Raw genomic sequence first — 24,530 nt, 5'->3', positions numbered from 1 at the left:
AGAATGATACAGGAGTTAGGCTTAGTCACGAACCGGCGGCGGTGCCAGCACGTCGCGCTGGCCGTTGCCGCCCGGGGCGCTGACGATGCCCTGGTTTTCCATCTGCTCGATGAGACGGGCCGCCCGGTTGTAACCGATCTTGAACTTGCGCTGGACGCTGGAGGTGGAGCCACGGCGGGATTCCACCACGAAGGCCACCGCCTCGTCGAACAGGGGATCGAGCTCTTCATCGCCGCCCCCGCCGAAGTCGCCACCGCCGCCCTCGCCGTCCGACTCGCCGGAGAGGATCTCGTCGATGTAATCCGGCTCGCCACGCAGTTTCCAGTCCGCCACCACCTTGTGTACCTCGTGGTCATCGACGAAGGCACCGTGGACACGGGTGGGGTTGGAGGTGCCGGCAGGCATGTAGAGCATGTCACCCATGCCGAGCAGGGATTCGGCGCCCCCCTGGTCCAGGATGGTGCGCGAATCGATCTTGCTCGACACCTGGAAGGAGATACGGGTCGGGATGTTGGCCTTGATGAGACCGGTAATGACATCCACCGACGGACGCTGGGTCGCGAGGATAAGGTGAATACCGGCCGCCCGCGCCTTCTGGGCGATACGGGCGATAAGCTCCTCCACCTTCTTGCCGACGATCATCATCATGTCGGCGAACTCGTCCACCACCACCACGATGTGGGGCAGTTTTTCCAGCTCCGGCGGCATCTGATCCATGGAGTCGCCCGGACGCCACAGGGGATCGACCAGGGGATCCCCCGCCTCGATGGCGGCCAGCACCTTGTCGTTGTACCCCTTGAGGTTGCGCACCCCGACCGCGGACATCAGCTTGTAACGACGCTCCATCTCGCCTACACACCAGCGCAGGGCGTTGGCGGCATCCTTCATGTCGGTGACCACCTCGGTCAGCAGATGCGGAATGCCTTCATAGACCGAGAGCTCCAGCATCTTGGGGTCGATCATGATGAAACGCAGATCCTCGGGGGAGGATTTGTAGAGCATGGAGATGATCATGGTGTTCACCCCCACCGACTTGCCCGAGCCCGTGGTACCGGCCACCAGCAGGTGGGGCATCTTGGCGAGGTTCACCACCACGGGTTCCCCCGCGATGTCCTGACCCAGCCCCATGGTGAGCGGATTGCGACTGGCCGCGAACGCCTCGCAGTCGAGGGTTTCCCGCAGGTAGACGGTCTGGCGTACCCGGTTGGGCAGCTCGATCCCGACGAACGTCTTGCCCGGGATCACTTCCACCACCCGCACGCTGCTGGCAGAGAGAGAACGGGCGAGATCCCGGGAAAGATTGGTGATCTTGCTCGCCTTCATGCCCGGCGCCAGGTCCAGCTCGAAGCGGGTAATGACGGGACCGGGATAGACGCCCACCACCTTGGCCTGCACGTTGTAATCGGCGAGCTTCGCCTCCACCAGCCGGCCCATGCGCTCCAGCTCGTCCTTGCTCATCATCTGGGTCTTGGCGGGCGGCCTGTCCAGCAGATCGATGCTCGGCAAAGGGGCCAGACCGGGCTGGGGACGTCGCTTGGCTTTCACCGGAGCAGCGGCAACGGGAGCATCGGGTTCGTCATCCCCCTCCGCCCAGGGCAAGTCGAGGTCATCTTCTTCCTGGCGCACGGCGGGACGCGGACGGCCATTGGCCACGCGCTTGCCCTTGGCGGCAGGCGCCGGAGCCTCGTCCTCTTCGTCGTCAAACTGCGGATCGAACTGGAAGGTGTCTTCGTCAAGCTCCGGCAGCCATTCGTCAGCTTTTGTCTTTTGAGCGCGATTCTTCGCCTTGGGGTTGCGTGTCCAGCTGCCGTGGGGGTCTTCGTCATCCTCTTCCTGATCGAAGCTGCCCACGCCCCCTTCCAGCAGGGGATCCGGCCCCTCATAGCGGGGCTGGCGCCAGCCACCGGTGAGCCAGCGGCCCAGGGTGGTGGGGAAATGGTAGATGGCGCTGACTGAGCCGGTGCAGGCGGCACCGATGCGCTCGACGATGGTGAGCCAGGACCAGCCGGTAAAGAGGGTGATGCCGGTCGCCACGAAGCAGAGCAGCATCAGGTTGGCCCCCACGCCGCCAAAGAGCGGCACCACGGCTGAGGCGATCACATCCCCCACCAGGCCGCCGGCGGAAAAGTTCTGCAAGTCGTTGAAGTTCATGCTGGCGATGGCGGACATGCCAAGCACCGTCAGCACGAAGCCGATGATCCGTACCGACAGGGTGAGGTAGTCCACTTCCAGCAGCTTGCTCGGGCGCCAGAACAGGCTCCAGCCAAGCAGCACTACCAGGGGGGGCACCAGATAGGAGAAGGCCCCGAAGGTAAACATGGTGATGTCGGCGAGCCAGGCACCGGCGCTGCCCGCGAGGTTTTTCACCTCCCCTTGCCAGGAGGTTTGCGACCAGCCGGGATCGGCGGGATGGTAGGTCAGCAGGGCAAGCAAAAGATAGGCAGCCATCAGGGTGATGGCGATCAAGACGGCCTCGAAGATCCGTTGTGTACCTGATAAAGGAGTAAACAGCTTTTTATCGGCCAAACTCCGGCTCCTTTGTGAAAACATGAATGCGGGGATAGGGGGCCTAGTATCCCTGAAAAGCCCACCGATTGTCAGCCAGTGCCTGAGGGCGGGCCTGAAACTCTCTATAAGAAGAAACGAGCGGACCGGCCGCTCGTTTCTGACTATCGTGACTCGTCATGGAACTTGCAAGTCACAGCACAACCCCGCTTATCGGGTGCTGATCACCAGACGACTGCTCTGTTTGACCTCTTCCATCACCACGTAGGTGCGGGTGTCGTTGACGCCCGGCAGACGCAGCAGGGTTTCACCCAGCAGGCGGCGGTAAGCGGACATGTCGCTGACGCGGGTCTTGAGCAGATAGTCGAAATCACCGGACACCAGATGGCACTCCTGGATCTCTTCGAGCACCTGAACAGCCTTGTTGAACTGCTCGAACACATCGGGGGCGCCACGATTGAGGGTAATTTCCACGAACACCAGCAGAGACGCGTCCAGATAATGAGGGTTCAGAATGGCGGCATATCCTTCGATATACCCTTGTCGCTCCAGGCGACGAACCCGTTCCAGACACGGTGTGGGACTCAGGCCAACTCGTTTGGACAACTCAACGTTCGAAATCCTGCCATCCTTTTGCAGTTCATTCAGAATGTTGCGGTCAATCCTGTCCAAATCCTTTAGCCGACTCTTAGCTTCCATCATTTAATTCCATCCTTTGGCTATTTTTTGGTAAGAATCACCAGTCATTTTATAATAATGGTCACAAATCCTGTCAATACCTGAATATACTAGGCGCAAATGTCGCTTAACATCTAGGCAACATAAACCACCAATCGATAGACGAGGGATAGCATGATTATCGGTGTACCTAAGGAAATAAAAAACCATGAATATCGCGTAGGCATGGTTCCGGCCAGTGTACGTGAACTGACAGCACGAAACCATACTGTTTTCGTCCAAAGCGGCGCAGGAAATGGCATTGGGTTCAGTGACGCAGATTATCTGGCTGCCGGAGCCGAGATCCTGGCCTCCGCTGCCGAAGTTTTCGCCAAGGCGGAGATGATCGTCAAGGTCAAGGAACCCCAGGCAGTGGAACGGGCCATGCTGCGTCCCGGCCAGACCCTCTTTACCTATCTGCATCTGGCGCCGGACCTGGCCCAGACCCAGGATCTCATCGACAGTGGTGCCGTCTGCATCGCCTATGAAACCGTCACGGACGGTCGTGGCGGTCTGCCCCTGCTGGCCCCCATGTCGGAAGTGGCCGGACGCATGTCTATTCAGGCCGGTGCCCAGGCACTGGAGAAATCCCGTGGCGGCAGCGGCGTGCTGCTCGGCGGTGTGCCCGGTGTGGAACCGGCCAAGGTGGTGATCATCGGTGGTGGTGTGGTGGGCTCCAACGCAGCCCGCATGGCCGTCGGCCTGCGTGCCGACGTCACCATCCTCGACAACAACGTCGATACCCTGCGCCGTCTCGACAGCGAGTTCCAAGGGGCTGCCAAGGTGGTCTACTCCAACCGCGAGACCCTGGAGCGCCATCTGCTGGCGGCAGACCTGGTCATCGGCGGCGTGCTGGTGCCTGGCGCCACTGCGCCAAAACTTGTCAGCCGTGACCACATTGCTCGCATGAAACCCGGTGCGGCCATCGTGGACGTGGCCATCGATCAGGGCGGCTGTGTCGAGACCTCCCATGCCACCACCCATGAAGATCCCACCTTCATCGTCGACGAGGTGGTGCACTACTGCGTGGCCAACATGCCGGGTGCCGTGGCACGGACCTCCACCGTGGCCCTGAACAACGCCACCCTCCCCTTCATCATCAAGCTGGCCGAACAGGGCTATCGCAACGCACTGCTCGCCGATCCCCACCTGTTGCACGGCCTGAACGTGATGGCGGGCAAAATCACCTGCAAGGAGGTTGCCGTGGCCCACAACCTGGCTTACACGGATCCCCTGACCCTGCTGAACTGATCGCGTCCCTGCAAAGGGAGGTAGATGAGTGAAAATCCGCCCGCGATGGGCGGTTTTTTTTGGCCTGCCATCCCCGGCTCACCCCTCTTGTTGGCGATTGCCCCAATCGATGCGCTGGCCTTTGACCACGGATCACGAATTACCTACAATCGCGCAAACTCATCACGTCTCGGAAATCACATCATGAGCCAAGTCACTCACAGCAAACTGCTGATCCTGGGATCCGGTCCGGCAGGTTACACTGCGGCCGTCTATGCCGCTCGCGCCAACCTAAATCCCCTGCTCATCACCGGCATGCAGCAAGGTGGTCAGCTGACCACCACCACCGAAGTGGAAAACTGGCCAGGGGACGCGGAAGGGCTGACCGGCCCGGCCCTGATGGAGCGCATGAAAGAACATGCAGAGAAGTTCGATACCCGCATCCTCTTTGATCACATCAATGAAGTGACGCTGACCGAGCGTCCCTTCCGCCTCAAGGGCGACAACGGGGAATACACCTGCGATGCGCTGATCCTCGCCACCGGCGCCTCCGCCAAATACCTGGGTCTGCCCTCAGAAGAGGCCTTCAAGGGCCGCGGCGTCTCCGCCTGCGCCACCTGTGACGGCTTCTTCTACCGCAATCAGGAAGTGGCCGTGGTCGGCGGCGGCAACACCGCCGTGGAAGAGGCACTCTATCTGGCCAACATCGCCAAGAAGGTGCACCTCATCCATCGCCGCGACGAGTTCCGCGCCGAGAAGATCCTGATCAAGCGCCTCAACGACAAGGTCGAGAGCGGCAATATCGTCCTGCACACCCATCAGACCCTGGACGAAGTACTGGGTGACGACATGGGCGTCACCGGCGTGCGCCTGCGCAGCACCCGGGATGACACCACCTCCGAGCTGCCGCTGATGGGGGTCTTCATCGCCATCGGTCACCAGCCCAACACCCAGATCTTCGAAGGGCAGCTGGCGATGGAAAACGGCTATCTGAAAGTGCGTGGCGGACTGGAAGGGTTCGCAACCCAGACCAGCATCCCGGGCGTGTTCGCCGCCGGCGACGTGGCCGACCACGTCTACCGCCAGGCGATCACCTCCGCGGGAACCGGCTGCATGGCCGCCCTCGATGCAGAGCGATATCTGGACGCACAATAATCGGAAGGATATAAAGGGCATGCCAGTTGGCATGCCCTTTTTTATTGCAAGGAGCAGGATGAAACGAAAAATAATGATAGTGGAAGACAGCCTGACGGTACGCCGCATGCTGACCCAGGCCATTGCGCAGCAGACCGGGCTGGAAATCGACGCGTTCGATACCCTTGAAGGGGCTCGCGATTGCCATGGGGAAGATTATGTGGTCGCCCTGGTGGATCTCACCCTGCCGGACGCCCCCGGCGGAGAGGCTGTCAACGTGCTGAGGGAGCGTGGGCTGCCGGTGGTGATCCTGACGGCCGACATCAGCGAAGAGAAGCGGGAAGCCTGGCTGGAAGCCGGGGTGCTGGACTATGTGATGAAGGATTCACGTCACTCCCTGCAATATGCCGTCGGTCTGGTGCACCGCCTCTACCTCAACCAGGCCATCGAAGTCTTGGTGGTCGACGATTCACGCACCTCCCGTCACCGCACCGCGGCCCAGTTGCGCAAGCAGTTGTTGCAGGTGCACGAGGCCAATTCAGCCCGCGATGCGCTGGCGCAGCTCGAGCAGCACCCCGCCATTCGCCTGATGCTGGTGGACTACTACATGCCGGAGATCGACGGCATCAGCCTGGTGCGAATGCTGCGCGAGCGCTACAGCAAGCAGCAGCTCGCCATCATCGGCATCTCGGTATCGGACAAACACGGCCTCTCGGCACGCTACCTCAAGCAAGGGGCGAATGATTTTCTCAATCAGCCCTTTGAACCCGAGGAGCTGCAGTGCCGGGTCAGCCACAACCTGGAGGCCCTTGAGCAGTTCAACAACATCCAGGAATCGGCCAACCGAGACTACCTGACCGGACTTTACAACAGACGCTACTGGTTCAACGAGGGTCAAAAGTGGTTCGAGGAGCATCAGCGCCATCAGGCGCAGCTCTCCCTGTGCGTGCTCGATGTGGATCACTTCAAGCAGGTCAATGATCACTGGGGGCATGCCATCGGCGATCAGCTGCTCTGTCATCTGGCCAGGCTGCTCACCCAGTTCTTCCCGGATGCCATGATAGCCCGATTCGGTGGTGAAGAATTTGCCCTGATGGTGCCCCACTGCCCCGTTCCCGTGCTGCTCAAGCGACTGGAAGGGCTTCGTCTGCAAATGCGCCAGCAACCGCTGTCCCGGGAGATATCGCTCTTTGTACGCGCCAGTTTCGGCGTCATCAATGTCGGGCGGCTCTCCATGGACGAGGCGCTGAGCGAGGCAGATCGCCAGTTGTATCAGGCAAAGAATACCGGGCGAGACAAGATAGTCTGTCAGGACGTCTGAGCAAGCATCAGCAGAGGCACTCCGTGTAGTACCGCCCGGCGCCCCTTGTGTGGCGGCCGCCGGGTCAATCCCTTCTTCACCGTTCAATAGGTCTTGTCGACCCGCACCCCATCGCTGAAATAGAGGATGCGCACCTTGTCGCCCTGCGCAAAGACCATGGCCGGATCGTAATCCTGGATCACGTTGATGAGCCCGTTCTGCTCGTTGCGGATCAGCAGCTCCACCAGCTTGTTCTCCACCACGCTGCCCCCTGACTGAAACTGCTGCACCGCCGCCGCTCCCGCCAGCGCTCCGACCGCAGTGGCAATCTCCCGCCCGTGCCCACCGCCAAACTGGTTGCCGAGCAGCCCGCCAAGCACGGCCCCTCCCAGCGTTTTCCAGCCGGAATGCTCTGATTCCACCATCTGGCGCTGGGTGATGTTGCGCACCGCATCCACCTGGCCGAAGACCACCTGCTCCACCGGACGCGCCGTGTTGCGTTCATACACCGCACTCCAGGCCGGCGCCGTGACAAAGCCAAGCAAGCTGGATACTATCAGGATAATGGCCTTCATCTATGAACCTCTGCCTTATGTCTCGCTATCTTACCGAACTGGATGATGAGCTGTGCTGGTTTCCCTCCCCCAGCCATGCGCTGGAAGAGCCCAACGGGCTGCTCGCGATTGGGGGAGATCTCTCCCCCGCTCGATTGCTGGCAGCTTACCACAGCGGGATCTTTCCGTGGAATGAACCCCATCAGCCACTGCTGTGGTGGTCACCGGATCCCAGGGGAGTCATCGTGCCCGAGGAACTCCACATCGGCCGCAGCCTGCAGAAGTGTTTGCGCCGCACCCCCTTCGAGATTTACATCAATCGCGCCTTTGATGACGTCATTGCAGCCTGCGCCGCCCCCCGTCGCACCGCCAGCGGCACCTGGATAAGTGCCCCCATGATCGACGCCTATCGGCGCCTTCATCGCCTCGGTCATGCCCACTCCATCGAGATCTGGCAGGATGATCAGTTGCAGGCAGGTCTCTATGGCCTCTCCCTGGGCCGACTCTTTTGTGGTGAATCCATGTTCAGCCGCATCGACAATGGCGCCAAACTGGCCATGGTGGCCCTCTGTCGCCACTTTGCAGGGCACGGCGGTGCCCTCATCGACTGCCAGATGCAAAACGACTTTCTGGCCACACTGGGCGTTCAGGAGTGGCCAAGGCAGCGCTTTCTGACCACCCTGGCCACCCTGACCCGGCAACCGTTGCAAGAGGGATGCTGGCAACCGAGGAGAATCAGCCTATGAGTGAAGAAGTGATCCTCAAGGTCGGGCTGACCCCCAGGCACCCGTGCAGCTACCTCGGTCACGAGCAGGAGCAGTTGCTGGTCCTGATGGACCATGAATTGCTCAACGCCGCCGGGTACGAACGGCTGCTGACGGCAGGATTCCGGCGCAGTGGCAACGACATCTATCGTCCTCACTGCCCCGCCTGCAGCGCCTGCCAATCCTTGCGCATACACAGTGAACGCTTCACCCCGAGCCGTGGGCAGAAACGCATCCGCCAGTTGAACCGAGATCTCGAACTCGTACTGAGCTATGACGACAAGCCCGAGTATTACCAGCTCTATGAACGCTATATCCGTGAACGTCATCGGGATGGCAGCATGTATCCACCGAGCCGGACCCAATACAAGGGATTCCTGCACTGCGACTGGATGCCCCCCCTCTATCTGGAGATGCGCAAGGAGGGACGCCTCATCGGCGTGGCCACCACGGACCTGCTTCCCCACTCTCTGAGCGCCATGTACACCTTCTTCGACCCCGACTATGCCGATCGGTCGCTCGGCACCTTCGCCATCCTGAGCCAGTTGGAACTGGCCAGACGTACCGGTCGTCAGTGGCTCTATCTGGGGTATCTGGTGGAGGAGTGCCGCAAGATGAATTACAAGCGCCAATACCTGCCCCATGAGCTGCTGGTACAGGGCGAATGGAAAAAAATCGACACCAAGCCCGAGTAAACTTTACACATAGCCTTAAATCCGGCATGATCCAGCGGTTTTTTGTTGTGGCTTATCAAGAGGATTCAATGGCTAAAGAAGACAGTATTGAGATGCAGGGTACCATTCTCGAAACCTTGCCCAATACCATGTTCCGTGTGGAACTGGAAAATGGTCACGTGGTTATCGCTCATATTTCCGGCAAGATGCGCAAAAACTACATCCGTATCCTGACTGGGGACAAAGTAACGGTGGCTCTGACTCCGTACGATCTCTCCAAGGGACGTATTGTTTTCCGCTCTCGCTAAGCCAGGAATTCAGCAAAAAACCCCAGCCTCTCGGTTGGGGTTTTTTGTCATTTCCGGCCTTGCTCACAGTCAGTGAGAGACAGCTTCAACGTTGACCTGAAAATCAAAGCTGAGGCTGTTGTTCACCAGCTCGACCTTCACAATGCCGCCATCGACCAGGGAACCGAACAGGATCTCGTTGGCCAGGGGCTTCTTGAGGTGCTCCTGAATGACCCGGCCCATGGGTCTTGCTCCCATTGCCCTGTCATACCCTTTCTCTGCCAACCAGTGGCGCGCCTCTTCAGACACCTCCAGTGAAACGCCCTTGGCATCCAGCTGAACCTGCAGCTCGACGATGAACTTGTCGACCACCTGATGGATCACTCCCATGTCGAGATGGTTGAACCAGATGGTGTGATCGAGCCGGTTGCGGAACTCCGGACTGAACGTCTTGTTGATCACCGCCATGGCATCATGGCTCATGTCCTGCTGCTGGAAGCCGATGGACTTGCGCTGGGTCTCCTGAACCCCTGCGTTGGTGGTCATCACCAGGATCACATTGCGAAAATCTGCCTTGCGCCCGTTGTTGTCCGTCAGGGTACCGTTGTCCATCACCTGCAGCAGCAAGTTGAAGACATCCGGGTGCGCCTTCTCGATCTCGTCAAGCAGCACGACGGAGTGCGGATGCTTGAGGACGGAGTCGGTCAACAGCCCTCCCTGTTCGAATCCCACGTAACCGGGAGGAGCCCCGATCAACCGGGACACGGTATGGCGTTCCATGTATTCCGACATATCAAATCGCAATACCTCGACCCCGAGCGCCTTGCCCAGTTGCTGGGTCACTTCGGTCTTGCCCACCCCGGTCGGGCCGGCAAACAGGAAGCAGCCCACAGGTCGGCGTTCGTTGCCAAGCCCTGAACGTGACAACCGAATGGCATCGGTCAGCACCTCGATGGCCTTGTCCTGCCCGAACACCACCATCTTGAGATTGCGCTCCAGATTCTTCAGCACCTCCTTGTCGGAGGAGGAGACAGATTTCTCGGGAATACGAGCAATCTTGGCAACAATGGCCTCGATTTCCGGCACATTGATCACCTTCTTGCGCTTGCTGACGGGCAAGAGGCGTTGCCCTGCACCCGCTTCGTCGATGACGTCGATGGCCTTGTCAGGCAGATGGCGATCATTGATGTACTTGGCGGAAAGCTCCACCGCCGCCCGGATCGCCTTGACGGTATAACGCACGCCATGGTGAGACTCATAACGGCTCTTGAGTCCCATCAGAATGCGAGTGGTGTCGTCTACTGTGGGTTCGACGATGTCGATCTTCTGGAAGCGACGAGCCAGAGCCCTGTCCTTCTCGAAGATCTGGGCATATTCCTGGTAGGTGGTGGAGCCCACGCAGCGCAGCAAACCATTGGAGAGCAGCGGTTTGATGAGGTTGGCCGCATCCAGCTGGCCACCGGAAGCCGCACCAGCGCCAATGATGGTGTGGATTTCGTCGATGAAGAGGATGGCCCCTTCCTGACGTTCGATCTGCTTGAGCAGCACCTTGAGGCGCTTCTCGAAGTCACCACGATACTTGGTGCCCGCCAGCAGGGAGCCCATGTCCAGGGAGTAGATGGTGCTACCCGCAATCACCTCGGGCACATCCCCCTTGACGATACGGTAGGCAAGCCCTTCGGCGATGGCGGTCTTGCCCACCCCGGCTTCCCCGACCAGCAAGGGGTTGTTCTTGCGACGGCGGCACAATACCTGAATGGTGCGATTGAGCTCCTGATCACGGCCGATGAGCGGATCGATGCGCCCCTCCAGCACCAGCTGGTTGAGGTTGGTGGCAAAGCTTTCTATCTGGGCAGAGGATACCTCGTCATCAGATTCCGCATTGTTGCCACCACTCTCGGGCTTGTTGTCCTTGCGCACCCCGTGGGACAGGAAGTTCACCACATCCAGGCGGCTTATTTCGGCTTTTTTCAGGAAGTAGGCGGCCTGGGACTCTTGTTCGCTGAAGATGGCGACCAGGACATTGGCACCGCTCACCTCGGTATTGCCGGACGACTGGACATGGAAGACGGCACGTTGCAGCACGCGCTGGAAGCCCAGCGTCGGCTGGGTTTCCCTGTCTTCGTCGTCACGGGGGATGAGCGGGGTCGTTTGATTGATGAAGGCGCGGATCTCTTTGCGCATCTGTTCCACATCCGCACCACATGAACTCAGCGCCTCATGGGCTGAGCTGTTATCCAGCAGGGCCAACAACAGGTGCTCGACGGTCATGAATTCGTGGCGCTCGTCACGGGCCAGCTTGAAAGCCTCGTTCAGCGTCTTTTCTAGATCTTTGTTCAACATAGGCACCTCCCCTCAGTACAGCAACAATGCGGTGTCGTTATCGCCATCAAGTCATCAGATTCAAGCCTTTTCCATGGTACATAGCAGTGGATGTTCGTTGTTACGTGAATAGGTGTTGACCTGGACCACTTTGGTCTCGGCAATCTCGGCGGTAAATGTGCCGCAGACCCCCTTACCACTATAATGCACGCTCAGCATCACCTGAGTGGCCTTCTCCAGATCCATACCAAAGAACCTTTGCAGCACCTCCACCACGAACTCCATCGGTGTGTAGTCGTCGTTGTTCAGGACGACCTTGTACATGGGTGGCGGTTGCAGCTTCGTTTTCTCTGCCTCTGCAATCTCTTCATTAGCAAAGAGTTCTTTCTGCTTGCTCATAGTTGCGCTTTGGTACCTCTAGATTACTACCGTGTCGCTCAAGATTGTCAATAGACTTGTTAACCAGATCACATCGGTTGTTAACAACTTCTTGACTCGCTTAAAAGTTGGACTAGATTGGTTACTTGCTAATCGGCGCCCGTCTGCTACGGGGTCATGCCCTAGTTATATAAGGCTGGCGCAGGTTACTCAACGACTTCAGGGTAATCAATAAAAGGATGTAGATGTATGGCAACCGGAACAGTCAAGTGGTTCAACAACGCAAAAGGATTTGGGTTTATCTGTCCGGAAGGCGGTGGTGAAGACATCTTCGCTCACTACTCCACGATTCAAATGGAAGGTTACAAGACCTTGAAAGCAGGTCAGGCAGTCAACTTTGAACTGCAGCAGGGGCCGAAAGGAAATCATGCCTCTGTCATCGTGCCAAACGAAGCACAGAACATCTAAGAGTCAAACTGGATAAATTAAAAAGCGGCATCCCAAGGGATGCCGCTTTTTTATGGACAGGCACGAAGAGGGGAACAAGAAAGGCCAGGCCTTCCCTGTTCCCTGCTGCAGCTACCTCAGCGGGCCAGCAGGATGTTCAGCATGCGACGCAGCGGCTCGGCGGCGCCCCACAGCAGCTGGTCACCCACGGTAAAGGCGGCCAGGTACTCCGGACCCATATTGAGCTTGCGCAGACGACCCACCGGGATGCTGAGGGTGCCGGTGACGGCAGCCGGGGTCAGCTCGCGGGCGGTGATGTCGCGATCATTCGGGATCACCTTGACCCAGTCGTTGTGGGCGGCCAGCAGGGCTTCGATCTCGGCCAAGGGCACATCTTTTTTCAGCTTGATGGTGAAGGCCTGGCTGTGGCAGCGCAGGGCCCCGATCCGCACGCACAGACCATCCACCGGAATGGCGGCGTTTTCGATACCCAGGATCTTGTTGGTCTCGGCCTGGCCCTTCCACTCTTCACGGCTCTGGCCGTTGTCGAGCTTGGTGTCGATCCAGGGAATGAGGCCACCGGCCAGCGGTACGCCGAAATTGTCCACCGGCAGGGTGCCGGAGCGGGTCTTCTCGGTGATCTTGCGCTCGATGTCGAGGATGGCGGAGGCGGGATCCGCCAGCTCCACCGCCACTTCATCCCGCAGCATGCCCATCTGGGTGACCAGCTCGCGCATGTGGCGGGCACCACCACCGGAGGCCGCCTGATAGGTGGCCACGCTCACCCACTCCACCAGATCGGCCTTGAACAGGCCACCCAGGGCCAGCAGCATCAGGCTGACGGTGCAGTTGCCGCCAACGAAGGTCTTGATGCCGTTGTTCAGGGCGTGTTCGATGACGTCGCCATTGACCGGATCCAGGATGATGACCGCGTCCTTCTCCATGCGCAGGGAGGAGGCAGCGTCAATCCAGTAGCCCTGCCAGCCGGCGGCTTTCAGACGCGGATAGACATCCTTGGTGTAGTCGCCGCCCTGGGCGGTGATGATGACGTCCTGCGCGGCCAGCGCCTCGAGATCGAAGGCGTCCTGCAGGGTGCCGGCATCGACGCCAAAATTGGGGGCGGCCTCACCGGCCTGGGAGGTGGTGAAGAAGGTGGGTTGAATGCGGGCAAAATCCTTCTCTTCCTGCATCCGGCTCATCAAGACCGAACCCACCATGCCACGCCAACCGACCAAACCTACTTTTTTCATAATGTCCTACCCTGGATAGCTGCTTATAGAAATCGTGTGTGGTACCCGTGACCCCCTGCCTTGGCGCCAGCCGTTTACAAGGGATTCACAATATATGAGTTGCAAAAAATGCGTCTGTCCACATTACGGATTGTGACGGCGGGCGCAAGTCGAATTGCGCAATATTCTGTGCCATTCGCTGCAATATCCGTCGACCTGGCCGACCTGCGGGCAGCCGGTTGGCATCCTGCCTCCAGTTGGGGCATCATTGAGACCGACCGGCAGCCCCGCTGCCCCTCGGGGACGGCCCCGAGGCCTCCTGATACGCAGGGACGACCCTGCTTCCTGCGGAATCTGCCTTATGTCCTGGTTGCTATTGCTGTTGGCCGGCCTTTTCGAGGTCGCCTGGGCCATCGGCCTCAAATACACCGACGGTTTCAGCCGTCCCCTCCCCACCCTGCTGACCCTGATCGCCATGGCCGTGAGCGTGCTGCTGCTCGCCATGGCGGTCAAACAGCTGCCCCTTGGCACCGCCTATGCGGTCTGGACCGGCATCGGCGCGGTCGGCACCGTGCTGATGGGGATCTGGCTGTTCAACGAACCGGCCACCCTGGCCCGGGTGCTCTGCCTGCTGCTGATCATCGGCGGGATCCTGGGTCTGAAATTCATCGGTTAGGCGCGCTGAAAGGGCCGGGTACACCGGCCCCGACGTGGCAAGCTCCAGGGGGCGATGTCAGCCCGGCGTGTTGCCGTGTTCCTCTGCTTGCTGATGTGTTCGCAGGCGGTGGGTAAAGGCGGGCGGCACAGACGTGGCATGGCGAGCAAGATCCTCCCCATGACCGCCCGGGCGAGCATGAGGCGCCTCCTTTTATCTTTTCGTCTGCTCCTTCAATCACTCCACCAGCGTCTGCTCGATGCGGGCCCCAGGCATCATCTGCGTAAGACCGGCAATCAGCCTGTCGCCGGCCTCCCACAAGGCCGTGCGCGGCATCGGCGGCAGACACTCCAGAATGAACCACATCCGGGGGGAAGAGAGGCTCAGGCGAGTGCGGATCCCCTGGCGCCAGTTCCAGCGGCGACAGGTGACGCCGAGATCGTCCCGCCACACCACCTCTCCGGGAGCCGGTGCCTCCTGGGTTGGCAGCCCTTCTTTGAGGGTGTCAAAGCATTCGCTGCCATCGGCAATCACCAGGCGCGGCGCTCCCACATAGGCCGCCAGATCCTCCCCGCCCACGGGAATGGCATACTCGATGCTGATGGCGTTGTAGAGATCGACCACGGGATCGATGGCGGGCAAGACGCCATCGCGCAGCACCCGCTTGCGCAGTGCCTGGGCCGAGCAGGGCGTGCGGGCAGGCTTGGCGCCAAACCCCTTGAATACCTGATCCCAGGCGGCCAGATGTTCAAGGGCCCAGGGGGCCTCGTCGGTGCCAAGGGCCGCACATGCCCGGGCCAGGGCCCGCTCCCCCACCAGAGTGTCAATCACGGGGGCGGCTTCCACCACGATGCTGAGGGCACAAAAGCCCGGCGCCAACCTGGCTATCTCGGGGTCGATACGGGGGATCATCGGGAACATTCAGCACTCCTGGTCAAGGTTCATCAAGACGGGGGGGCGGAACGGGCACGGGCGCTCCCCTCTTTTCCTCCCCCCACCAACGGTTGACGCCATGATGAAGGGCACAGGGTCATAATAAAATTTACTTTATCTTAATTGTGTTAAGTAAAACTGATGACCCAACCCTCTTTCCCATGAAAAATCGCCGCCCCGCAGCGCACCACCCGACCCCACTGCCACACCCCGCCCCTCCAATGCAGACCTGGGCAAACCCACACCATTGCCCTGGCCGCTTTCCCCGTCACTCATGCTATTATCTGCGTCCAAACATGAGCCCATAAAATCAGGACATTGTGATGACCGACCACACTTTTATTCCCGGCAAGGACGCAGCGCTGGAAGATTCCATTGAACGCTTCCAGACCAAGCTGCAAGCCCTGGGGTTTGATATCGAAGAGGCCTCCTGGCTCAACCCCGTGCCCAACGTCTGGTCCGTGCACATCCGGGACAAGGAGTGCGCTCTCTGCTTCACCAACGGCAAGGGTGCCAGCAAGAAGGCGGCGCTCGCCTCCGCCCTTGGCGAATATTTCGAGCGTCTCTCCACCAACTACTTCTTCGCCGACTTCTACCTGGGCGAGCAGGTCGCCAATGGCGACTTCGTCCACTACCCGAACGAGAAGTGGTTCCCCATCGAGGGGGATCAGCTTCCCACTGGTCTGCTCGACTCCTTCACCCGCAAGTTCTACAACCCGGACGGTGAAGTGACCGCCGACATGCTGGTGGACCTGCAATCCGGCAACGAGGAACGCGGCATCGTCGCCCTGCCCTTCGAGCGCCAGTCTGATCACCAGACCGTCTACATCCCGATGAACATCGTCGGCAACCTGTATGTTTCCAACGGCATGAGCGCCGGCAACACCCGCACCGAAGCCCGCACCCAGGGGCTGTCGGAGGTGTTCGAGCGCCACGTGAAGAACAAGATCATCGCCGAGGCCATCAGCCTGCCCCAGATCCCGGGCGAGGTCATCGCCCGTTACCCCGGCATCAAGGCCTCCATCGATGCGCTGGAAGCCGAAGGCTTCCCCATCTACAGTTTCGATGCCTCCCTCGGCGGCCGTTATCCGGTCATCTGCGTGGTGCTGCTCAACCCGAGCAACGGCACCTGCTTTGCCTCCTTCGGCGCCCACCCGCGCTTCGAGGTCGCCTTCGAGCGCACCGTCACCGAGCTGCTGCAAGGGCGCAGTCTCAAGGATCTGGACGTCTTCGTGCCGCCGTCGTTCGACAACGAGCAGGTGGCGGATCACCACAACCTGGAGACCCACTTCATCGACTCCTCCGGCCTCATCAGCTGGGATCTGTTCAAGGAAGAGTCCGACTTCGAGTTTGCCGACTGGGACTTCCGTGGCACCTCGCAAGAGGAGTTCGACCACCTGATCGGCATCTTCCACGAGCTGGAGCAGCCGGTCTACATCGCCGACTACGAGCACCTGGGTGTCTACGCCTGCCGTATCCTGGTGCCCGGCATGTCCGACATCTATCCGGTGGAAGATCTGCTGCTGGCCAACAACACCATGGGGGCCCACCTGCGGGAAACCATCCTGGCGCTGCCGGCGCTCGAGTGGGACGCTGAGCAGTACATGGCGCTGTTCGACCAGCTGGATGAAGAGGGTCACGACGAGCGGACCCGGGTACGCGAGCTGCTCGGCATCGCCGCCGCCAAGGGCACTGCCCTGCACACCCTGCGCGTCGGTGAGCTCAAAGCCATGCTGGCGCTGGCCGCTGGTGACCTGGAGAGCGCCCTCGACCTCATCGACTGGACCATGGAGTTCAACCAGTCGGTGTTCCCGGCGGATCGCGCCGCTTACTACCGCGCCCTGCGCGCCTGCGTCGAGCTTTTCCTCGACGAGGAACGCGACCCCGAGCAGTACCGCCCGGTGTTCGCCCGCATGTTCGGGGAAGAGACCCTGGCGCAGGCGTGGGCCAACGCCCGCGGCGAGGCGCGCTTCCACGGTCTGGAAGCCGCCGATCTCTCCCTCTCCCAGTTCCCGCTGCACCAGAAACTGCTGGCCGCTTACGAGAAATTGCAAAAAGCCAAACGAATCCATACCTGAAACTGATATGCTAGCGTGACGAAGGGGCCTTATGGCCCCTTCTGTTTTATGGTCTACGCTTTGGCTGGCCGTGCCACAAAGATGAAATAAAAGACAAAAAATACCTCTTAGGGGGTTGTTAATTTGGCACTCATGGTGCAGTGCGGCCGCACAGGTGCCTTGCCGGTACGTTTTTCAGGGCGCCCTTTATAAGTTCTTAAAAATCATAAAATTAATAACAGACTCATTTCTGTTTCACCTGAAACCTGGTGTAAAGAAACGCTTCCGGATGGCGAAAAATCCTGTAGTAAAATTACATTCACAATCTGTAATTCTTGATCGGAGTCAATTTTGGGGATCAGCCCCTTTGTTATGATTTCCACAGGCAAAATATGCAGGTACTGAGAATTGAAAGCAGAATCTCCCTTTGATTGTCTGAAGCCCGAAGCCATCGCCGCCCTGGCCGAAGACATTACCTATGCCAAGGCCACCAAGCCCGCATACAAGGTCATTCCCCTGGCCATCACCGCTGGCGCCTTCATCGCCATCGCATTCGTCTTCTATATCACCGTCACCACGGGCTCAAGCGGCATGGCCTGGGGCATGTCCAAGCTGGTGGGCGGCATCTGCTTCTCCCTCGGTCTCATCCTCTGCGTCCTGCTCGGCGCCGAACTGTTCACCTCCACTACCCTCACCCTGGTAGCCAAGGCGGCGAATCGCATCAGCTGGGCCCAGCTGCTCAAGAACTGGGGACTGGTCTACTTCGGCAACCTCATCGGCGGTCTCATCATCGTCGGCCTCATCATCATGTCGGCGGAATACACGGCAGCGGATGGTCAGTGGGGGCTGAACGCCATGAAAGTGGCCCAGCACAAGATCCATCACACCTTCTTCGAGGCCGTGGCCCTTGGCATCCTCTGCAACCTCATGGTGTGTCTCGCCGTGTGGATGGCCTTCGGCGCCCGCAGCGCCACCGACAAGGTGATGGTGATGCTGCTTCCCGTCGCCATGTTCGTGGCCTCCGGTTTTGAGCACAGCATTGCAAACATGTTTATGATCCCGGTCGGTATCGCCATCCACAGCGTCGCGAGCCCGGAATTCTGGCAGGCCATCGGCCAGGATCCGGCGACCTTTGCCGACCTGACCGTGTCCAACTTCGTCCTGCACAACCTCATCCCTGTCACCATCGGTAATATCATTGGTGGTGGCGTCATGGTTGGGCTGACTTACTGGTTTATCTTCCGTCGCCATCATTAAGGATGGCGGCAGACACATAAATACCTTGAGAGGTAATGAAAATGGCAGAACTTAACGAACAGTTCCAAAAAGCATGGGAAGGCTTCGCAGCCGGTGAATGGCAGACCTCTGTCAACACCCGTGACTTCATCCAGAAGAACTACACCCCGTATGAAGGTGACGAGTCCTTCCTGGCTGGCGCGACCGAAGCCACCACCAAGCTGTGGGACAAGGTCATGGAAGGCATCAAGATCGAGAACCGCACTCACGCGCCGGTCGATTTTGATACCGACCTGCCCTCCACCATTACCGCTCACGATGCCGGCTATATCGACCAGAGCCTGGAGCAAATCGTTGGTCTGCAGACCGACAAACCGCTCAAGCGCGCCATCATCGCCAACGGCGGTATCAAGATGGTCAAGACCTCTTGCGAAGTGTACGGTCGCCAGCTTGACCCCATGGTCGAGAAGATCTTCACCGAGTACCGCAAGACTCACAACCAGGGCGTGTTCGACGTCTACACCAAAGACATCCTGAACTGCCGCAAGTCCGGCGTCATCACCGGTCTGCCGGATGCCTACGGCCGTGGCCGTATCATCGGTGACTACCGTCGTGTTGCCCTGTACGGTATCGACTTCCTGATGGCCGACAAACTGGCCCAGTTCAAGTCCCTGCAGGCTGACCTGGAAAACGGTGTCAACCTGGAAGCCACCATCCGTCTGCGCGAAGAGATCTCCGAGCAGCACCGTGCCCTGGCCCAGATGAAGGTGATGGCTGCCAAATATGGCTGCGACATCTCCGTACCGGCCAAGACCGCCAAAGAAGCCGTACAGTGGACCTACTTCGCCTACCTCGCGGCGGTCAAGTCCCAGAACGGCGCGGCCATGTCCTTCGGTCGTACCTCCAGCTTCCTGGACATATACATCGAGCGTGACCTGCAAAAAGGCCTGATCACCGAGCAAGAAGCCCAGGAGCTGATGGACCACATGGTCATGAAGCTGCGTATGGTTCGCTTCCTGCGTACCCCGGAATACGATTCACTGTTCTCCGGCGACCCGATGTGGGCCACCGAGACCCTGGCCGGTATGGGCGTTGATGGCCGTACCCTGGTCACCAAGAACAGCTTCCGTATGCTGAACACCCTGTACACCATGGGCCCGTCCCCTGAGCCGAACCTGACCATCCTGTGGTCTGAGAAGCTGCCGGTCGGTTTCAAGAAGTACTGCGCCAAGGTATCCATCGAGACCTCTTCCGTTCAGTACGAAAACGACGACCTGATGCGTCCGGACTTCAACAACGATGACTACGCCATCGCTTGCTGTGTGTCCCCGATGATCGTCGGCAAACAGATGCAGTTCTTCGGTGCCCGTGCCAACCTGGCCAAGACCATGCTGTATGCAATCAACGGCGGTATGGACGAGAAGCTCAAGATCCAGGTCGGTCCTAAGACCGAAATGGTCACCTCCGAGTACCTCGACTACAACGACGTGATGGACAGACTGGATCACTTCATGGACTGGCTGGCCAAGCAATACGTTGCTGCGCTGAACATCATCCACTACATGCACGACAAGTACAGCTACGAAGCCTCCCTGATGGCGCTGCACGACCGTGACGTCTATCGCACCATGGCCTGTGGTATCGCCGGTCTGTCCGTAGCCGCTGACTCCCTGTCTGCCATCAAGTACGCCAAGGTCAAGCCGGTACGTGATGCCGATGGCGTCTCCATCGACTTCGAAATCGAAGGCGAGTACCCGCAGTTCGGCAACAACGACGCTCGCGTCGATGACATCGCCTGCGACCTGGTCGAGCGCTTCATGAAGAAGATTCAGAAGCTGAACACCTACCGTGGTGCCGTGGCTACCCAGTCCGTGCTGACCATCACCTCCAACGTGGTGTACGGCAAGAAGACCGGTAATACCCCGGATGGTCGTCGCGCCGGTGCGCCGTTCGGCCCGGGTGCCAACCCGATGCACGGTCGTGATCAGAAGGGTGCCGTTGCTTCCCTGACTTCCGTTGCCAAGCTGCCGTTCGCCTACGCCAAAGATGGTATCTCCTATACCTTCTCCATCGTGCCGAACGCGCTGGGCAAAGACATGGAAGCCCAGAAAGCCAACTTGGCCGGCCTGATGGATGGTTACTTCCACCACGAAGCCAACCTGGAAGGTGGTCAGCACCTGAACGTCAACGTGATGAACCGTGAAATGCTGCTGGACGCCATGGAAAACCCGGAGAAATATCCGCAGTTGACCATCCGCGTATCCGGTTATGCCGTTCGCTTCAACTCCTTGACCAAGGAGCAACAGCAAGACGTCATCACCCGTACCTTCACCGCTTCTCTGTAATAGAGTCTCGGAGAACAAAAACCGGCGCCAAGGCGCCGGTTTTTTTATGGCTGTTTGGCAGTGTGCAAGCCGCTTCCCACCTCCCAGGCCGGCTGGCTCGTGGGCTCTGAGCCGCAGGCTCGGCCAGACGTTAGCCTCCTAACGCCCCTCTCTATGATGCCCCTCTCCACTCCTCTCCTGCGCTTGATGCACGGATGTGCCCACCGGCACTCAGGCACTCAGGCACTCAGGCACTCAGGTACTCAGAACAGCAGAACAGCAGAACAGCAGAACAGCAGAACAGCAGAACAGCAGAACAGCAGAACAGCAGAACAGCAGAACAGAGAAACGTTATCGTCGCGGACGCTGTAAAACATCCCCCGCCCCCTTCCCTCTCCCCTTGGGAGAGGGCCAGGCTGAGGAGAACAACACTACATCGCCAGAAGACGCCAGAAAGCAACAAGGGCAGCGGAGTGTGGACTCTGCTGCCCTTGTGTCTAAAAGCGATTGAACGAATACAGACGGCGTTAGAGACGGCTTCTCATCCCCCTCACTACGTTCATCTCACAGCAGAACTTTACACTACCTTTATCACAAAAACGCATCCCTTATATCCCAAAAACAACAGGGGCAGCGAAGTCTCACTCCCCTGCCCCTGTAGTAAGCAATAAACGGCGGATTAAGGCTTAGCTCGCCCAGGTAATGATATGGTCGGCCCAGTCACCAGCCTGCGCCTCGTGCACTACCTTGCCGCGCACCGACTGGCCGGCCTGGTGCATGGCGCTGCGGCTGCCGGTGATAAGGGGATGCCACTCTGGCAGGCTCTGCCCCTCCGCCAGCAGGCGATAGGCACAGGTGGAGGGCAGCCAGTTGAACTCGGCAATCTTGTCGTGGGTGATCTGCAGGCAGTCCGGCTCTTTTTTAAAGCGGTTGCCGTAGTCGGAGCACTGGCAGGTCTTGGTATTGAGCAGGTTGCAGGCCACGTTGGTGAACACCAGCTCCTCGGTGTCCTCGTCGATCAGCTTGTTCAGGCAGCACTTGCCGCAGCCGTCGCACAGGGACTCCCACTCCGTCATGGTCATCTGTTGCAGGCTTTTAACCTGCCAAAAGGGGGCGTTCTGCACAGGTTCACTATGCTGCATAAAAATTGGCTCACTCAATACACTGACAAGCGCGTGGTTATACGCCCTATGGCCCGATTTTTCAAGGTGAGGACTGCGTAAATTGGGCTTTGATAAACGTTGGGCTGCGCTCAGCGTCAACCTATGCCCAATCTATCCCACTTGTAGGTTGTGGCTGAGCCTGCGAAGCCCAATATACGCGGTCAAAAAAGCCTGGGCTGTATATTGTCATCCTGCCGAGCATTGTTTATTAACGACTCTTTCATGACTTTTAAGAATGAATTTTTAGATGAAGTAGCCTCTTGCAACAAACCTCGCTTATACAATGATGAGAATAGGGCAACAGTATAAGCTTGACAGTTAATAGATTTTTTAGGATTGAATTCAATGTCCGTAAACGCTGAATAAGTTAAAATTCTTCTTATTGTGGAATCGTCACGCTTCTTCAATGCATTAATGTAGAGCCAATCATAGAATGCTGTTTGTGGTTCAAGTTCCCAAGATACATCATAAAACATAAAGCCGGTAAGTTTTCCCGATGACTGCAACCTTTCATCTCGCTTTGCTTCTAAAGAGGTCACATCAAAAAGATCTGTGAATGGCCCCCCATTTTCAAAGACCTTGCTCCCTTGGAATGCACACTCAACACTAATATCACGTTGGTGTTTCATAGTCGTAAATTTAAGATTAAAAGCACTCAATGCCACGCCGAGCTGTTCACGAGACTTACTAGATACTTCCAATACCGACTCAATACCATGTGTTTTTTTCACCTCCTCATGCAGTGAATCAATAGATTTCTGTTTTTGTGACATACTCATGCCTGGAAACCATTCAAACTCTACATGTTTGGTTAAAACCAATGAATTACCAACAAGCGAGGGGGTGAATAAAGGTCTGATTGCCACTACTTCTCTCCTAATTTATATATAGCACTACTTGCCTAGTTCTTGCGAACAGCTGTACGAGGAGCAAAAAAATCTACTATTCCATCTCCAGAAACAAATGCTTTATGAACTCCAGAGATTAAAATGTCAATAGCATACTCATCATATACGTCTCCTTTTTCAAATAGGATAGCATTGATATATTGAGGTTCAATAATATCAAGAACCAAAACTTCAGCCTGAACATCTGTTGGATCGCAAGAATAAAGACTTAGCTTTTTTCTTAATGAACCATTGATGTCATTAACTTCATCAAACATACTTTGGAAAGCTTGTGCTGTTTTTAATTGATTGACCGGTAGATCACGAATAAATTTAGTTGCTGCATTCTTTTTGCAAAATGCACAATCTTTTTCCCATAAAACAGATGGATCAATAGCTATAATTACCCAATCAGCTTTAGGTTTTTCTATTCTATATTTGTATAACATTTTAGCATTTGGATATGCAATTGAAACTGAAGTACCGTTAAGTCGGTTATCTAATCTAAGGTTATCATTTATATTAGTTACAATACCAGCTTCTTTGGCCTTCTCTATAGAATAGAGTCCATGATTAAGGATCGATGGCAAGTTAGTGGCTTGAGTAAAATGTAACAGAAATGGAATTTCTAGGGTTGTGACAATACTTTCAATATCTTGTGTTGTCTTACTATGCTTTACTTTATTCTTCTTTATCGTTGGTGCCAATGCATCAACAGTTTTTCGCCATAGTAGTTGGCTCTCATCCATATTTTCAGGCGATAAAAATGTTGGAGAGTCAGATGTCGTATATTTATCCCTTACTTCAATTTTCTTTGATACAGAGGAATTAACTCCAGCTATGACATCAGCAACGTTGAAGTTGAACCTTGGTGTTTCTGTTCTCTTAGCCTCTCTAAAACTTCTAACATAGCGCCATTCCCCCCCAGCTTCAAAACAATGAATGCGTTTCAAAACATCAGGTGATTTTTTTTGCAACTCTTCCTCAAATAAAAGACGCAATTGATGATCTTTCTTTATTTTGTTTGTTATTATAGTCAAAAATACATTATGTTCTTCTACTATATTTTCATGTCTATTTTTTATAGCAAGCTCAATTTTTTGTTCTGGGTGAGGTGAGTTTGTATAAACCATGTCAATGCATAAGCGAGTTTCAAAGCCAGGCACTGATGTCATATCGAATCGCTCTGACCTCTCAGGCATACTGGAGATTATTTCCTCCACGAACTTGTAATGTTGCCTTCTGCGCTCCTCATCATCACCTAGATATTTTTCAATTGATAATTTACGTTCAGCACTATCTAATGAGTCTGTGATGACACAACGTTCGAAACTACACTCTCCTTTAATCACTGACACCGCTTTTTGTACTTCACTTTCAAAGCGAACATAGTCATTTAATTCTCCAATTGCGGAATTAAATGTTTTTACCCCGTCTACTGTCGTTCCTAGAATTGAATCCACACTGAAAAATTGAGAAACATTATTATCAGTTTTTTGTTGTGTATCACGATTTAATTTAAATGATTTTGCTTTATCATTTCCATTCTTCATTTTTCCTGACGAAAAAAAGCCAATTACAAAGAAAAATATAAAAATCCAAATTATTATCTCCATCATCCCCCCCATTTCAACATAAATATTACTCATATCGTATGTTGTGCTTCATAAACTCAGCATCAACTTACAAAGTATAATAAATATAGACTGGTGTTAAATTAAATGAAAAACAACA

At 56.8% G+C, this 24,530-nt stretch carries 21 protein-coding genes; 11 read left to right on the top strand and 10 right to left on the bottom strand.

Features of this window, described 5'->3' with window-relative positions; genetic code table 11:
* Nucleotides 1-21: 21 nt before the first annotated feature.
* Both ACNPAA_RS05025 and lrp read right to left on the bottom strand, forming a co-directional pair.
* Entirely contained in the window at nucleotides 22-2,526 is a 2,505-nt protein-coding gene (locus ACNPAA_RS05025) for a DNA translocase FtsK (RefSeq protein WP_041211364.1), read from the bottom strand.
* Nucleotides 2,527-2,715: 189 nt separating this feature from the next.
* Nucleotides 2,716-3,207, bottom strand: coding sequence for a leucine-responsive transcriptional regulator Lrp (lrp, locus tag ACNPAA_RS05020; RefSeq protein WP_005300047.1), 492 nt, complete (start codon nucleotides 3,205-3,207; stop codon nucleotides 2,716-2,718).
* A 150-nt stretch (nucleotides 3,208-3,357) separates the two neighbouring features.
* Here lrp and ald point away from each other — a divergent pair, with 150 nt between their 5' ends.
* From ald to ACNPAA_RS05005, 3 genes are all read left to right on the top strand, one after another.
* Nucleotides 3,358-4,473 carry an alanine dehydrogenase gene (gene ald, locus ACNPAA_RS05015; RefSeq protein WP_010674517.1) on the top strand — a complete coding sequence of 372 codons (1,116 nt, stop codon included), beginning with the start codon at nucleotides 3,358-3,360 and terminating at the stop codon, nucleotides 4,471-4,473.
* A 183-nt stretch (nucleotides 4,474-4,656) separates the two neighbouring features.
* On the top strand, nucleotides 4,657-5,607 hold the full coding sequence (trxB, locus tag ACNPAA_RS05010) for a thioredoxin-disulfide reductase (RefSeq protein ID WP_010674516.1): 951 nt from the start codon (nucleotides 4,657-4,659) through the stop codon (nucleotides 5,605-5,607).
* A gap of 58 nt (nucleotides 5,608-5,665) precedes the next feature.
* Nucleotides 5,666-6,907, top strand: coding sequence for a diguanylate cyclase (locus ACNPAA_RS05005; RefSeq protein WP_029314438.1), 1,242 nt, complete (start codon nucleotides 5,666-5,668; stop codon nucleotides 6,905-6,907).
* Between the two features lie 83 nt (nucleotides 6,908-6,990).
* On the opposite strand, the gene ACNPAA_RS05000 is transcribed toward ACNPAA_RS05005, so the two are convergent.
* Entirely contained in the window at nucleotides 6,991-7,461 is a 471-nt protein-coding gene (locus ACNPAA_RS05000; protein ID WP_041211363.1) for a glycine zipper 2TM domain-containing protein, read from the bottom strand.
* A gap of 17 nt (nucleotides 7,462-7,478) precedes the next feature.
* Between ACNPAA_RS05000 and aat the strand changes: the two genes are divergently transcribed.
* The 3 genes from aat to infA all read left to right on the top strand — a co-directional run bounded on the left by aat (nucleotide 7,479) and on the right by infA (nucleotide 9,186).
* Nucleotides 7,479-8,186, top strand: coding sequence for a leucyl/phenylalanyl-tRNA--protein transferase (gene aat, locus ACNPAA_RS04995; RefSeq protein WP_039039162.1), 708 nt, complete (start codon nucleotides 7,479-7,481; stop codon nucleotides 8,184-8,186).
* A complete protein-coding gene (locus tag ACNPAA_RS04990; RefSeq protein ID WP_010674512.1) occupies nucleotides 8,183-8,899 on the top strand; it encodes an arginyltransferase in 717 nt (238 codons plus the stop codon). Before aat ends, ACNPAA_RS04990 begins: the two co-directional genes overlap by 4 nt.
* A gap of 68 nt (nucleotides 8,900-8,967) precedes the next feature.
* Nucleotides 8,968-9,186 (top strand): translation initiation factor IF-1, encoded by a 219-nt coding sequence (gene infA, locus ACNPAA_RS04985; RefSeq protein ID WP_005300033.1) that lies wholly within the window; start codon nucleotides 8,968-8,970, stop codon nucleotides 9,184-9,186.
* A 69-nt stretch (nucleotides 9,187-9,255) separates the two neighbouring features.
* Here the strand turns inward: infA and clpA are convergent, their stop codons facing one another.
* A complete protein-coding gene (clpA, locus tag ACNPAA_RS04980; protein WP_010674511.1) occupies nucleotides 9,256-11,508 on the bottom strand; it encodes an ATP-dependent Clp protease ATP-binding subunit ClpA in 2,253 nt (750 codons plus the stop codon).
* A gap of 60 nt (nucleotides 11,509-11,568) precedes the next feature.
* On the bottom strand, nucleotides 11,569-11,886 hold the full coding sequence (gene clpS, locus ACNPAA_RS04975; RefSeq protein ID WP_005325410.1) for an ATP-dependent Clp protease adapter ClpS: 318 nt from the start codon (nucleotides 11,884-11,886) through the stop codon (nucleotides 11,569-11,571).
* A gap of 228 nt (nucleotides 11,887-12,114) precedes the next feature.
* Between clpS and cspD the strand changes: the two genes are divergently transcribed.
* On the top strand, nucleotides 12,115-12,333 hold the full coding sequence (gene cspD / locus ACNPAA_RS04970; RefSeq protein ID WP_010674510.1) for a cold shock-like protein CspD: 219 nt from the start codon (nucleotides 12,115-12,117) through the stop codon (nucleotides 12,331-12,333).
* 116 nt (nucleotides 12,334-12,449) lie between these two features.
* On the opposite strand, the gene asd is transcribed toward cspD, so the two are convergent.
* A complete protein-coding gene (gene asd / locus ACNPAA_RS04965) occupies nucleotides 12,450-13,562 on the bottom strand; it encodes an aspartate-semialdehyde dehydrogenase (RefSeq protein ID WP_039039005.1) in 1,113 nt (370 codons plus the stop codon).
* A 340-nt stretch (nucleotides 13,563-13,902) separates the two neighbouring features.
* On the opposite strand from asd, the gene sugE reads away from it, so the two are divergent.
* Nucleotides 13,903-14,217: a quaternary ammonium compound efflux SMR transporter SugE gene (sugE, locus tag ACNPAA_RS04960; RefSeq protein WP_041211362.1), complete on the top strand. Its 315-nt coding sequence runs from the start codon at nucleotides 13,903-13,905 to the stop codon at nucleotides 14,215-14,217.
* A 216-nt stretch (nucleotides 14,218-14,433) separates the two neighbouring features.
* Here the strand turns inward: sugE and ACNPAA_RS04955 are convergent, their stop codons facing one another.
* Nucleotides 14,434-15,117, bottom strand: a complete 684-nt coding sequence (locus tag ACNPAA_RS04955) for a B3/4 domain-containing protein (protein WP_039039002.1) — start codon at nucleotides 15,115-15,117, stop codon at nucleotides 14,434-14,436.
* Nucleotides 15,118-15,452: 335 nt separating this feature from the next.
* Here ACNPAA_RS04955 and ycaO point away from each other — a divergent pair, with 335 nt between their 5' ends.
* From ycaO to pflB, 3 genes are all read left to right on the top strand, one after another.
* A complete protein-coding gene (ycaO, locus tag ACNPAA_RS04950) occupies nucleotides 15,453-17,207 on the top strand; it encodes a 30S ribosomal protein S12 methylthiotransferase accessory factor YcaO (RefSeq protein ID WP_198497479.1) in 1,755 nt (584 codons plus the stop codon).
* A gap of 387 nt (nucleotides 17,208-17,594) precedes the next feature.
* Nucleotides 17,595-18,443: a formate transporter FocA gene (gene focA, locus ACNPAA_RS04945; protein WP_010674505.1), complete on the top strand. Its 849-nt coding sequence runs from the start codon at nucleotides 17,595-17,597 to the stop codon at nucleotides 18,441-18,443.
* 41 nt (nucleotides 18,444-18,484) lie between these two features.
* Nucleotides 18,485-20,767, top strand: a complete 2,283-nt coding sequence (gene pflB, locus ACNPAA_RS04940; RefSeq protein WP_010674504.1) for a formate C-acetyltransferase — start codon at nucleotides 18,485-18,487, stop codon at nucleotides 20,765-20,767.
* A 665-nt stretch (nucleotides 20,768-21,432) separates the two neighbouring features.
* On the opposite strand, the gene ACNPAA_RS04935 is transcribed toward pflB, so the two are convergent.
* The 3 genes from ACNPAA_RS04935 to ACNPAA_RS04925 all read right to left on the bottom strand — a co-directional run bounded on the left by ACNPAA_RS04935 (nucleotide 21,433) and on the right by ACNPAA_RS04925 (nucleotide 24,445).
* Nucleotides 21,433-21,888: a YcgN family cysteine cluster protein gene (locus tag ACNPAA_RS04935; RefSeq protein WP_408762931.1), complete on the bottom strand. Its 456-nt coding sequence runs from the start codon at nucleotides 21,886-21,888 to the stop codon at nucleotides 21,433-21,435.
* 182 nt (nucleotides 21,889-22,070) lie between these two features.
* Nucleotides 22,071-22,775, bottom strand: coding sequence for a DarT1-associated NADAR antitoxin family protein (locus ACNPAA_RS04930; protein ID WP_101531331.1), 705 nt, complete (start codon nucleotides 22,773-22,775; stop codon nucleotides 22,071-22,073).
* 35 nt (nucleotides 22,776-22,810) lie between these two features.
* The gene (locus ACNPAA_RS04925) at nucleotides 22,811-24,445 is read right to left on the bottom strand and encodes a DarT ssDNA thymidine ADP-ribosyltransferase family protein (protein ID WP_101531332.1); all 1,635 of its coding nucleotides are present in this window, start codon (nucleotides 24,443-24,445) and stop codon (nucleotides 22,811-22,813) included.
* Nucleotides 24,446-24,530 lie beyond the last annotated feature (85 nt).

The sequence above is a fragment of the Aeromonas sp. PS2Canimalfood6 genome (assembly GCF_048276795.1).
GTDB classification, from domain to species: Bacteria; Pseudomonadota; Gammaproteobacteria; order Enterobacterales; family Aeromonadaceae; genus Aeromonas; species Aeromonas caviae.
The sequence above is the reverse complement of the archived record's forward strand: the minus strand, read 5'-3'. Positions and strand labels throughout refer to the sequence as shown.